This window comes from Sutcliffiella rhizosphaerae (assembly GCF_917563925.1).
GTDB classification, from domain to species: Bacteria; Bacillota; Bacilli; order Bacillales; family Bacillaceae_I; genus Sutcliffiella_A; species Sutcliffiella_A rhizosphaerae.
The window spans coordinates 35,391-48,761 of record NZ_CAKJTJ010000010.1 but is presented as its reverse complement, the minus strand read 5'-3'; the positions used below and the strand labels follow the sequence as shown (position 1 = coordinate 48,761).

The 13,371-nt window shown below is 35.0% G+C and carries 10 protein-coding genes; 1 reads left to right on the top strand and 9 read right to left on the bottom strand.

Annotated features, from left to right (window positions below; translation table 11 throughout):
- Positions 1-19: 19 nt before the first annotated feature.
- Positions 20-1,390 carry an O-antigen ligase family protein gene (locus tag LRP81_RS10915; RefSeq protein ID WP_230501310.1) on the bottom strand — a complete coding sequence of 457 codons (1,371 nt, stop codon included), beginning with the start codon at positions 1,388-1,390 and terminating at the stop codon, positions 20-22.
- Positions 1,391-1,722: 332 nt separating this feature from the next.
- Between LRP81_RS10915 and LRP81_RS10910 the strand changes: the two genes are divergently transcribed.
- Positions 1,723-2,097, top strand: coding sequence for a hypothetical protein (locus LRP81_RS10910; RefSeq protein WP_230501309.1), 375 nt, complete (start codon positions 1,723-1,725; stop codon positions 2,095-2,097).
- Between the two features lie 9 nt (positions 2,098-2,106).
- On the opposite strand, the gene LRP81_RS10905 is transcribed toward LRP81_RS10910, so the two are convergent.
- The 8 genes from LRP81_RS10905 to LRP81_RS10870 form a co-directional block, all read right to left on the bottom strand.
- Entirely contained in the window at positions 2,107-2,916 is an 810-nt protein-coding gene (locus LRP81_RS10905; protein WP_230501308.1) for a glycosyltransferase family 2 protein, read from the bottom strand.
- 37 nt (positions 2,917-2,953) lie between these two features.
- A complete protein-coding gene (locus tag LRP81_RS10900; RefSeq protein ID WP_230501307.1) occupies positions 2,954-3,871 on the bottom strand; it encodes a glycosyltransferase family 2 protein in 918 nt (305 codons plus the stop codon).
- A gap of 116 nt (positions 3,872-3,987) precedes the next feature.
- Positions 3,988-5,013 (bottom strand): glycosyltransferase, encoded by a 1,026-nt coding sequence (locus tag LRP81_RS10895; protein ID WP_230501306.1) that lies wholly within the window; start codon positions 5,011-5,013, stop codon positions 3,988-3,990.
- Positions 5,013-6,122: a glycosyltransferase gene (locus LRP81_RS10890; RefSeq protein ID WP_230501305.1), complete on the bottom strand. Its 1,110-nt coding sequence runs from the start codon at positions 6,120-6,122 to the stop codon at positions 5,013-5,015. The genes LRP81_RS10895 and LRP81_RS10890 overlap by 1 nt, the downstream gene beginning before the upstream one ends.
- 11 nt (positions 6,123-6,133) lie before the next feature.
- Positions 6,134-7,558: an oligosaccharide flippase family protein gene (locus tag LRP81_RS10885; protein ID WP_230501304.1), complete on the bottom strand. Its 1,425-nt coding sequence runs from the start codon at positions 7,556-7,558 to the stop codon at positions 6,134-6,136.
- A 384-nt stretch (positions 7,559-7,942) separates the two neighbouring features.
- Complete coding sequence (locus LRP81_RS10880) at positions 7,943-10,240, bottom strand: SpoIID/LytB domain-containing protein (protein ID WP_230501303.1); 2,298 nt, start codon at positions 10,238-10,240, stop codon at positions 7,943-7,945.
- Between the two features lie 25 nt (positions 10,241-10,265).
- Positions 10,266-11,003: a hypothetical protein gene (locus tag LRP81_RS10875; RefSeq protein WP_230501302.1), complete on the bottom strand. Its 738-nt coding sequence runs from the start codon at positions 11,001-11,003 to the stop codon at positions 10,266-10,268.
- Between the two features lie 69 nt (positions 11,004-11,072).
- The gene (locus LRP81_RS10870) at positions 11,073-13,151 is read right to left on the bottom strand and encodes a cell wall-binding repeat-containing protein (RefSeq protein ID WP_230501301.1); all 2,079 of its coding nucleotides are present in this window, start codon (positions 13,149-13,151) and stop codon (positions 11,073-11,075) included.
- Positions 13,152-13,371 lie beyond the last annotated feature (220 nt).

The following is a 13,371-nucleotide window of genomic DNA, read 5'->3' as shown; positions in this document are numbered from 1 at the left end:
CCTCTTACACCTCTTCCCCTTATTTTTTCAAGCTAAGTGAACGCATACCTTTTTCTCTTTTTCCTAATTCTATAAATATAAAAATGATAATGACTACGGCCCAAAATCTTGGAGACACAAAATCTGAACGATACGTAGATGTTATTGCCAAATGAATCCATAATATTAATGAATATAGAAAATACTTATGTTCATTTCTTACCTTGAATAACCGATAAGCTATAAAGATGAACACTATAGTAATGGCCAGAAAACCAAGAATACCATGCTCAAACAATAGGTCAATAAAAATATTGTTTGATGTAACACTGAGTGGTCCTTGATGATGCAAAAATTTCGTCTTGGCTAAAAACCAATAGCTACCCGGACCGAATCCAAATACACTATTTACCCATGAAAAGTCAAAAAGCCAAAATAAAGGCATCACTAGCATATACAATCTACTGTGACGATGAATGTCAAACAATGTATTAAATCGTCCTGTAATAGGCTCAAGCAATTTTAATACAAAATCCCATTGGATAATTAAGATAAGCGCAATTGGGATTAACGCAAATAAACTGTATTTCAGTATTTTTTTCTTATTTTCTATTTTTGTTGTCAAGAAAATCAGGATAAGGAAACCTATCAATAGAGCAAGATTAGCATATCCACTAACAGAAAAGGAGAATATTAAGACAAATAAACATGGTAAAAATACTTGTAAAAAATACTTCTTTTTACTTGTATATATAAGGAGTCCTATTATAAGGGCATCAATTAAAAAAGGTACAAGATAACTTGGCTCATCTGTTATAGATGTTAATCTAAAATTGAATAAAACATTTGAATCCACACTATGGACAAAAGACCTTGTATTTAAATCAATCATTGGATAACCGAACATAAAATGGAAAAATTGCCAAATTCCAATTACAGTAATCACCATTACTCCATACAAATACCATTTGGAAATTGTTATTAAAATTTTATCGTTTAAAAATGAAATGAATTTGAAAAACAAATAAAAAAGCATGAAAAATAAAATAAGGTTAATAATTCGATTGGGCATTGCTTGTGTCATATAGTTAACATAGTGAATGGATAACATGACAGACAAATTATAAAAAGCAGCTAATATAGCTATTACCCCTGGTATGTATAACCCGCTTAAGAATGCTTTTTGTTCCAAATTTAATGGGTGCAATTTTTTCCACTCTTTTAAATGGATAATAAAGAGTAAGAATAATACACCTGAAGTAAAAAAAGTAACAAGGACAGAAGAAGGAACTACTGTCAGTTTTTGATAAATGCCAGAAACAGAGAAAGGTGCTAAAAACATAAATAATCCCATCGTAAGAAGAATTATTTTTTCTTTATGCTCCCTCATTGCTGTAATTAGATAACCCATTTGATCATACCAATCCTTTTCTTAACTTTTTTATCTTTTGGCTGTTTCCATAAACTTTTTAGTTTGTACAGAGTTTACAAAAACTCGAAATAATTGCTGCATTCTGCTCTTTTTTTTTACTTAAGTTTAGGAGCAAATGGATAGTTTTAGTTTATATTGAAAAGCCTATTTTTTATACTCACCTAATTAGATATAATAGCATATGATTAAATAGTTTGCCCAGTTTGCCCTTACTAATTTGATTTATATTGAAAAAGCTATATAATATTGAAAGAATATTACCTATTTGCACAAATAATACGGTATATAAATACTACTTGTGGGGGAAGAAAATGAAGTTTAATCTGTTTTGTTTATTTGCAATACTTACGCTATTCTTAACCGCATGTGGGGACAAGGTACTAGTAGTTCGCACTCCTCTGGAAGGAGATCATTATATTAGAAGTAATATTGACTCTCTGGAATGGAAACATTTCTCTGGAATGGTTGCAAGCGGAAGTGATATTAATGAAGAAGATTTTAATCAGTTAAAATGGACGTTGGAATATTATAATAAGACTAGTTATATTATGGTTTCCAATGAATTATTCCGTTTTAACCAAGATGGTAGAATGGTCTACTACACAGATTGGATTGAAGAAGATGGGCAATACAAAATAGAAGAACTTGGTTTTCCTAACTATGATACTTCTGGAGATATAGAGTAGAAGACGGTACTATGGCCGTCTTCTACTTTTTTTGTATTTTATCATTTCCTTTATTGAATCAAAGTAAAATGGAAATGGTTTTTCTAGATGACTGTATTTTTTTATAAATAAAAAAGTTAACATGGCAAATCCAATAGGTGTATTAAATATTCTTTTAAAAAGTGGCCCTTTACTTAAGAAAGCTTTATAATTCAATCTAGTATCCATACTTGGTTTTGCATGATAAACTACTACCTTTGGCACGTAACTTATTTGATACCCCTGCTTATACATCATGTGTAAAAATATATTTTCTTCTCCACTTGGATATGCTGCTCCAAGACCGAACTCTTCATCAAATACTACTTTCTTCTTTTCAACCACATCCAATTTTAAAAATATCTCAATGGAGGATTTTCTGAAAAGATCTCGAAAACGGAGAGCATTTTGCTCTTGTGTAGGATACTCTTTATAGTATTCTTTTTTCACCGGATCATAAATTTGATAGCAAACAATGCCCACATTATTATTTTCAAAGAAATCATTTACCTCTTGAAATGCATTAGGTTCATACCAGCAGTCATCATCTGAGAAGGTAACAATATTTCCATTTGTGTAGTTAATCCCCTCGTTACGTGAATAAGAAAGACCTTTACGATGTAACGATACATGCTTTACGGGAAAATCATATCTATCAAGGATTTCTTTTACTAAATCATGGTTATCTTGGGAAACCACAATTGCTTCAAAGTTTTGATAGGTTTGTGCTTCGAGACTTTGAAATAGACGTTCTAACTCTATTTCTCTCGTTCCTAATGTAGGAATGACAACGCTAATCATTATTATCGCCCTCACGATCTTCTATTTTAAACATCGATTATTTTCTGTTAGCAGGTTGAAAAATTGTAATTAGTGCAAGCAGGGTCGGCGGTAAAAATAATGCCATCGCCTTAATATTGGGATTGTAATAAAAACTTTTTAATGAATACCTCAATGAGTATACATAACTATTTCTATGCACTGCTTTCGAAAGATGCAAAAATCTGGATGACTTGAATTTTTTCTGTAAAGAAATATCTTTTTGTTCCAAAACTTCACCATACTTTTTAAACAAATAACTTAGTGCACGATGGTGATTCTCACTTTTTCCACTGATTTGATTGTCTGCATTTTTTGCAACTGTATACCTTACATTGTATTCATTATCATGAGAGATCTTAGTTAGCTTACAGCACCTAATCCATAGGTCATAATCCTGCATTGCAGGTAAATTTTCATCAAATCCTCCAGCCCTTTTAAAAATTTCCTTCTTAATGGCTACTGATGAGGTTGTTCCTATATAATTATCTTCAAAAATCTTAGGATACAAATCCCCTTTTAGAATAGCGGGAATTTTCCTAATCACTTTTTTTCGATTTGTATTGTAAACAACTAATTTCCCTGAGTATACAAGACCGACTTCAGGATCTAAATTGAATTGCTTAATTTGACTTTGAATCTTTCTATTCTCCCATGTGTCATCATCGTCCAGGAACATCAAGATATCCCCAGATGCCTTACTAGCACCCAGATTCCTTGCATAGCATGCTCCTTTGCTTTGAGAAATTTTGATGAATTTGAAAGAAAAGTGATTTGATTTGTACTGAGATAGAAACTGTTCCGTCTCTTCATTTACACCATACATAACCACAATAACTTCATCCGGCTTCTCCAGTTGCTCTTCGATACTTTTTAATGCCAGAAGCAAAAGATGCGGTCTATTATGCGTAGGAATGATGACAGAAATATTATTCATAAAACTCTCACCTTAACCCTTCGTTTTTCCTACTTCCTTACTAAATACAGCTTCATAATTATTGATAACAGTCTCTTCCTCCATTTTTCTAAGATGTTGAGAAAGAGCTGTTTTATCTATTTTTTTCCATTCTTTATATAATCTAAAATAGAATTGGCCATTTCATCCGAATCACCAACTTCAACAAGGGTGCCAAATTCGCCATTTTTAAGAATCTCCGAAGGACCACATTCGCACGCAGTAGATATAACAGGGGTACCCAGATATAATGCCTCAACTAATACATTTCCAAATCCTTCCCACTTAGAACTAAGTACAAATAGAGAAGCTTTTTTAATAAATGGGTAAGGATTATCTACAAATCCATGGATATCTATGGCATGTTCCATTTTCCCTGATGAAATTATCCTTGCCATTTCATCCTTAATCGTCTTGTTCCCATCACCTAAAATGATTAGTCGTGCATTAGGAATAAAAGAAAGTACTTTATTGAAAGCATTTAATAACATAGGATAGTCTTTCGCTTCAAAAATTCTGCCAACCGCAACAATAGTGAAGAAACTTGAATCATCCAACCAAGGATGCTCTACAGCATCCAATGCCATTTCGTTCATATTTTTGTCTATTGCAGGATTGTAAATTACTTCTATTATATCATTGGGTATATTTAAAAAAGCACCCGAATTTTTTGCCACACAACTAGACACTGCAATAAATCCATCAGCCCTACGGAATAGATTCCTCATTAAGTATGGGTAGAAGTGATGAAAAATTGTTCTAGGATGCTTATATGACTGTTTCAAATTAGTATGAAGTGTTATGAAATGTTTTGTGTTTACATTTGCCATCCTCGTTGCAATACTCGCAACAATATTGGCATTATCTAAACCTGATAGGAATACATCTGGCTGGCTGGATGTTAAATATCGACGGAGTTTCATTATGCTTAGAAAAGTTTTATTCGCTCCAAGCTCTACTAACTTTACCTTAGGAGATACTTTTTTGATAAGTGCCCCCTCACGCTTTATGATTACTAAATCCACCTTATGCCCTTTTTCAACTAAGCCATTAGCCAATGAAATGACAACTTTTTCAGCACCGCCATAAGTCAATACTGGAATAAACAATGAAATATGCATCATTAATTTTGCCTTTGATTCATTATTAGTTTTTCATAACTGTCTGCACTATTCTTGATCGTAAAAAATAATGATCGCTCTATAAGTTTATCTTTTGGTAGTGGATGTTCTAGGGTCCATTTCATTGCCTTAGCAAGAGCAATATAATCACCGACTGGGACTAACTCTCCATAATTGCCACCATCTAATATCTCGCCAGGGCCGCTAGGACAATCGGTCGACACAACAGGGGTCCCTACTGCCAACGCTTCCGCTACTACGTTACCAAACCCTTCATAAGCAGAAGACAATACAAATAGGTCCGCCTTTTTCATAAAGGTGTAAGGATTGGATTGAAATCCTACAAAATCGACAACCTCATGGAGATTGTATTCATCTACAAGTGACTGAAGGCGCTCTTTTTCAGAACCATCTCCAACAAAAATTAACCTAGTCTTCTTACTTTCCTGAATCACTTTTAATGCATGTAATAATGTCGGATAATCCTTAGCCTTATCAAACCTTCCAACTGTCACAACTACAGGTATTTCTTCAGCAAACCAATGGTGGTCATTATCCTGTTGGGATTTAGCTAGAAGTTCATCTGTAACAACAGGGTTATATACGACATGGATTTTCTTTTGATCAATCCCAGTTATTTGGTGTAAATCTTCTGCAACTCCTTTAGATACACCGACAATGTGATCTGCATAGCGGTAGAAATGCTTAACCAACTTTGCAATAACTTTAAATGAGCGGGAATTCAAAACTTCTAGTTGACGGCTAATATTCACCCTCGTACTCACAATAAGGTTTGTATTAGATCTAGCCATTAACTTCGCAAAAATAACAACCAGATTTATATAATCTTTTGCTGAAATAAAAGCAACTGGCTTCTTTTCCTTTAAATATTTTCTTATATCGGGTATACAAGAGAGTAACCTCTGCTTTTTTAAATTTATTAAATTTATCCCGGCAGGAACTAAATTCCTATACTCCCCTTCCGCATCCGCAACTAGTAAGTCCACATCGTAACCGCGGTTAATAAATTCTTCTGACAGGTTCAAGGTCATCCTTTCCACTCCGCCACCACCAAGGTTAGCCAAGATAAAGGCAATTCTTTTCTTCTCCATACATATCCCTCTTATCTACTAAATTTCTTTAATATTAAATTCCTTGCGTTCATAGTATTTAAAACGATCACTGCACCGACAAAAGCTGTTCCCCCAACCAGTAATTGGACAGCCAAGAAAAACAAACCAGTTTGCTGGTGGAATGGCCACAATGCTAATGCCATAATACAAGAGGCAGTTAAAACACTAATGAAATCTTTCAAGGGGAAAGGCAAGGGACTAATCTGTATATGAACGATAATCCAGCTAATAGCAACTGCGAAAGCATATGCAATGACTGTTCCCATTGCAGCACCTTCAATCCCATACTTAGGTATAAGTAGGAAGTTTAGGACAACATTTAATATTGCCGCTCCAACAACTGGATAAATTTGGAGAGAAGTTCGCTGCTTCAAGTGGAACATAATATCCACACTGTATAATTTAAATCCTTTAAGCAGAGCACCAATCGCAATATAGGGTATTAAAGAAAGAGCTTCTTCACGAAATGATTCGCCCAAAAAAACATTTGTGATGTTTTGGGATATAAGAATAAAGCCAGTTACAGCTGGGATTGCTATTAAAAAAATGAGTGAAGTATTTTTCTTCACTTGTTCATAAGCTGCCAATTCTCCTTTTTCTTCCATTACTTTCACTGCAATAGGAAAAGCTGCAAGGTTGATAATCATCATCAGGGTAAAGATCGTTTGTTCTGATAAATCATACGTTACAGAATATATACCGGTTGCACTTGTATCCAATAAATAGTCAATAATTAGTCGGTCAGAGTTATGAATAATAACGCTAAGCAAAAGAGTTATGGTCAAAGGCATTCCATACTTAAGAAACTGTTTTAGATAATCGGTTTGAAAAGCTTTATAATCCAAACCTATTTTCCAATATTTCAAAGTAGGTCTCATTAACGTAATCCAAAAACCTAACATAAGACCTATCAAAAGTCCAATTTCAGCATATCCTGCATAAATAAATGCGGTACCCAAAACGAGCCCTAATGTAGTTCTGCTAAATGCCAGAATTCCATATGACTTTGGAGAAAGTTTAGCTCTCATTAACGTTAAATTGATAGAATTCCAAGACTGTGTCCAAGAGAATAACAAGGTCAATAGTATGAAAACAGGGGAAAATGCTTTTCCTTGGAAAAAGAACATCGTCAATACCCCAACAACGAGTGATGCAACCAGCAATCCAAGGAAGGAAAGTTTTATGGTTTCAAAAAAACGATTGTCTTCCTGATATCTTGAATAATAACGGAGTAAACTCAGTTTTAACCATTCAAATATTACCGCATTTATCATACCTGCAATTGCAAATACTAATGCATACATACCATATTCTTCAGGTGTTAACATTCTAGTAAAAATGGCAATACTGGCAAAACTGACAAGCGCCGGTACTCCGTGTGATAAAAAATATGCAAAAGCGTGTTTCGACATCATGAATATGGTCCTCCACAATAAGACAAGTGCAAGTGCCTCAATCGGCCCTGGGCAAGTATATTGGACTTCTTGAAGTACTCTTGCACTAGACACTGATTTTTTCTGTACTATCTCGAAAAAAATAAGTACATTCCCTCATTTATTATACATAAAACTATAAATAACGAAAACATAAGGAGAAATGGTAAATCTACACCAGAAGCTTTGATTCGTCTTGTCAAGCATATGCCAAGCCCTCAAGAAGATGGGATTGTCCTTCTTAAGGGCTCGGCTTTCAAACTCGATTGGCTAGACACTGAAAAAAGAAATTTTTACATCTCACAAGTTATACTTCTTATTTCGTAAAAATAAGACTGTCCAGAGAAATAGGACAGCCTCATTACTTTATCGTAAGATTTCATTTTGGATGTTGTTTCTCGTGCTTTGTGAAATGGCACCTGTTCCACCAAGGTAATGAATAGATGGTATAAAATGAATCTTTCCATTTAAATAGTTTCTAACTTCAGAAGGCAATTCATCTTTTTTAGTTAATAATAGAGGAGCTTGCATATTCGCCGCTAGAACTGAACCAGGTAGTGCATCAATAAATTGTTCGCCACGTGCAAAGAAAAGGTTTCGTGGATCTAGTCCGAATGCTTCCACAATCGCTACACTTGTAGCATAACGGTTTGGACCACTTACTCGAACTACTTCTTGTCTTACAAGATTCTGCAATTTTCCCTTTACATTTTCAGATACAGCATTAGTACCACCAATAATGGTTACTTTGTTAATATTATTATCTTTAATGTATTGTTCTACATTCTTAGACAACTCATCGGTTTTTGTAAATAAAATCGGAATCTGCTGTAATGCCGCGTGTGATGCAATAGATAGTGCATCTGGTGAAGTTGAGCTACCAGAAGTAATTATGACTTCATTATTAGTGTCAATTAGTTTCGCCACTTCTACCGATGTCGTATATCTTTCTGGGCCATTGATTCTTTTAACAGTAGTTGCATACTTTTCAAGTTGATCATATGTTTTACTGGAAATAGCCGCCTCTCCACCAAGAACAAATATTTGGTGAATAGTTTGCTTACTCAGCAAATCCTTTACGGCAGTCGGGATTTCATTTGTTTTTACTAGTAAAAGTGGAGCATTGTATTTTTTAGCTAATACACTTCCTGTAAGTGCATCAACCGGGTTGTCTCCGCGCCCTATCACAACAGTTTGGAAACCAGAATTCCAACCGTAATTTGCGATAGCAACACTAGTTTCATAACGATCTAAGCCTCGTAAACTTGAATTGATATGACTATCAATATAGTTGGCAAAAGTTGTTCCCCCATAATAGAAGCCCAAAATATCTTGATACGATTCTCCTTGGTCTGCCATAGCTTTTGCACCATATTGACTCATACCAACGCCGTGTCCCCAGCCTTTTCCTTTAATTTCATATATACCACTTTTCAGAGAAATGGAAGTAACAAAATGGCTCTTAAAATCATTTATGCCGAAAATAGAGCGCATATTGGCAATTGGTGTGTTGGTTTGTTTTAATGTATGAAGCTTAATTCTGTTTTCGTCTTTTCCATTTATTCGTAAAGTTTCCGTTACAAAACTTCCATCTTTATTTTTCACAAAATAATTTATAGTATAACTACCTTGCGTTCTTCTTTGTCCAGGGGTCAAAGTGTTGGAAACTGCAACATCCTTTACGTCTACAATTTTAATTTCAGCATCTTTCAAGGATGCATTTTGGTTTTTCAAGTAGCTTTTAACGTTATTGAGTATTTTGGTTTCGATAGAGTTAGGAAGAGGTTGAGAAACTCCGATCTCACTAGTTGCACTCCACCATCCCTGTGGGTTTGTTAAATCTAGGTTTTTCGTGTCGATTTGATTCTCTCTAAATTGCAGGTTCCAATCAAATGCCGGGTCATACTTGTCCTTTTTCGCTTGTAAGTAAGGTAGTTGGCTGCCACCTGGCCATGCGCCTTTATTACTTTCAACGTGACCACCATTATTGGAACTGAACACTGCATCTATCAAGGCTCCATTGTATGTCAGAACCTGTCCCTTTGTTGAGTTCACCGCCTCATTAGTATTTTTATATTTAGCCTCATCCCACCAAATATATCCATCATACCGCTGAGAACCAACATCGTCTGTCATTACCGTATGAACTCTTTTAAGAGCATATGTTCTCGCTGCAACAGCTTGAGCTTTTAAGGACTCAATATGCCAGCTTGGAAATATCTCACTTGGTAGTACTCCCTTCAAATAATCTTCCATCGGGAGCCTATTTATTGGAACTAAGTTACCATTCTCTAAAGTAAAACGAATACTTCCTAAATAAGGACGTCCGTTAAGGCGAACGTAATTATCTTTCCCATACTTTGTAGGTTTTATTTCAAATTGACCATTAAAACTTGTAACCTTTGTGCTACCATTATATAAATCTATTGCACTTCCATTCACTCTAACGTCGAAGCTTTGATTAGTTAGCTTGACAGAATTGTTACCTACAATTTGATAGGTTCCAACAACGTCTATCGGAATTGTCTTTCTCTCTTTCAAATGGTATTTCAATTTGATTGAAACCTCATTTGGTATAGTGGATGATGCGTTTACCTCTATACCGGTTAGACTTGGCACTAGTATTAGACACACCGCCAGTAAAGAAATTATAAGTTTTTTCACCTTTTTTCCCCCCTTAAGGAATATCTTAATTTTCAACAGTAGCTAGTTCTGTTTCGCCGGAGTAGCCATATTCCCCAGTCAGTTCTACATGTTCTTTGATTAGACCAATACCAGGAGCATAGTAACGGGTGTAAATCGTGTCAGCATTCTCAACTTCATCAGTTATTTTTTGAATAACGTATACATTTTCAAATTTCCCATAGTTAACTTCAAGTTCGACTCCATTTTCAACCAATTCCCAAGTTGTTACTTGATTATCAATAGTAGATAACAAGATTTCCTGTTTACTTTCGGTAGAAAAAGAGTCCAGTATGTTTATTGAGGAGTCTTCAACTGCTACTTCTTCATAAACCAAAGTCAATTCATCTGCTGTCCATTTATATATTTGTATAGTTTGATTTGCTCCAAGAGTAAGAGAAAACTGTACATATTCATCTTTTATTGCAATTACTTCTTCTGTAAGAACTATTTCTTCACCATCAGTGAATTTCTTTATTGTTCCTACTTCAGGGCGGTAAATTGTCAGACCGGGTTCTTTTTCTTCCTCTACTCCCGTTTCTTCTGTTGACTCTGTTGGAGGCTCTTCTGTTGGACCGTTATTATTTTGCTCTTCCTCATTCATATCGGCAGACTCTTTCACTTCTGAAGTATTTTCTGATTGGTTTCCATTCGGACCGCCAACTTCCCTATCTTCTGTTTTAGAACACCCTGCGAATATTAGACCTAAACATGTTGTAATAAGGAGTACTTTAAATTTTTGCAACACAATCACCTTTCAAAGAAGCTCGATAAAGGAATATCCTTATCGAGTCTTCTCTTTGTTTATTTTCAGTTATTTTAATTTCGTCTCAATAGTTGTGATTTGTGAACCGTTCAGTGCGTTAGTACCACCGATGACCGCTAATTCATTAACACGGACACTATTTGTATAGGCCATAAGGAATGATTCAACATTTCTATTACGGTTCTTACCTACCAATACAAGTGGTGCATTATTGTGCACTGCAAGGGGTGCTGAAACTAGAGCATCTGGGAAGTTGCTACCTGTAGAAATTAAAACTGATTCCCCTTGCAAATCACTAGAGTAATTCCAAAGAAGCTTTGCAAGTGTTTCATATCTGTCAGAACCTGATACTCTAGATAATTTAGACGCACTTTTTAATGCTTCTTCTACCTTTGTTGATACTGCCGCACTTCCACCAACAATAACTACTTCTTTACCTTCAATAATAGGTTGTGCAGCTGTAGATATCCAACTCTGTTCGGTAAGGAGGATTCCCCAGCCTTTATTGGCTGCGATAGGAGCTGAAGCAAGTGCATCAGCAAACCCTTGACCCGATGCGACGAATAGCCCGTTTACATTACCTAATTTTTCTATAATGGCACGGTTTGTCGCATATCGATCTGTTCCAGAAATTCTTTCCGTTTCCACCCCAAGGTCTTTGAAAATGGATTCTGCGCTTGATGGCACAGCACTTTTCCCTCCAATGATGGCTACCTTTTCTGCACCAAGTCGAATAACTTCTTCAATTACTTCTACATTAAGCTCTGAAGATCTTGTAAGTAGAATCGGTGCATTTCCATATGCAGTTGCAAGGGGGCCAGCTGATAAAGCATCGGCAAATGTCCCTCCTGTAGCCAAAATAACTGTTTTTTCTTCTTTGTCACTTACAAAGCCATTTGGATACATTTTCTTGGACGTTTCAATAGCTGTTAGATATCTATTAGTGCCCGATAAGCGTTCAACTTTTATGCTACGATCTACGGAAACCCCTTTGATATTTGTCCATAACACCTCTGCTTGTCCAAGTGAAGTAATTTTGGATTGGTTATAGTTCTTTGCAATACTTAATGCGTGCTCATAATCAAAATACTTTCCAATCAGTGAGTTTTGGTTATAGACTTCATATTTTTGGTCAATATAATTTGACCACACAACATAACCTGTTGTATCTTGAACAACTCGTACATTATTTGTTTTTTGTGCATAATTGACCGCATCTTGTTGTGTAAAGAATTCACGTAATACACCATTTAATTTGTCAAAAACTTGATATTTATCACTTGTAAAAATGGTCTGTTGTTTATCTTTATCCCAAACTTCCACATACTTTGATTGTTTCTTAGCAAAATTAATTGCATCGTCACGCTTATCAAAAGTTGCCAATTTATTTTTATTTTGGTCATAAACCTCAAAGACCTTAAAGTAATTTATTACTGCTGTTGCCAGCCCTTGAGCAGCATTTTGCTGAAATTGAGGTGTTTTAATCAATCTTTCTTCATCTCTATTCGTCATGAAGCCAAGTTCCACTAGAGTAGCAGGAATTTGTGCATTTCTGATAACAAAAAACGCCTGATTATTACGGACACCTCTATTAATCAAATTTATTTTTTTTAATGTCTCGTTATGTACTAAATGAGCAAACTTCCCACTTTCTTTAGCTAAACCCACTTGAATTGGGTCGGGAGGATATTGTCTTTCTGAAGCACTCATCGCATTGTAATCATAGTAGTATGTTTCAAATCCTCTAGTTAAAGTTGAACTAGGGTGAGCATTATGATGTATGGATAAAAACAAACTATCTTGGTTGTTACCTTTTACAAAGTTATTAGCGACGATCATTCGTTGTCTTAAATCTTCTTGAGAAGTTGAAGCAAAATCCTTACTATTATTTTCACGGGTCATATAAACCTTAATATCTGTGTTTTTAAGCAATTCTTTTAGACGGATCGCAACATCAAGGTTTGCATGCTTCTCACAATATCCAGTTTGATTTCCTGAGAATCCACATGTACCAGAAAATTTACCTCCGTGCCCTGGATCAATTACAATTACCTTTTCTGCGAAGGATACAATAGGGGCAATAAAAAAAAGTAACACTAGCAAACTACTAACTTTTAAATAATTCAATTAACACTTAACCTCCCAATAATGATAATTTTATCGAATCTTGTTATATTATACCATCGAAAATTACAGTTTTGTGTCATTTTTTACAAGATTTAATATACAAAAATTCACAACTGCAGTATTAAGGCTTTTCTTAACTTTTCACTCTAAAAAAGGGGAGAATATACCTAAGATTCACATACGAACTTAAGCACAATTATAAGCCTAGTATTGTTCTCAA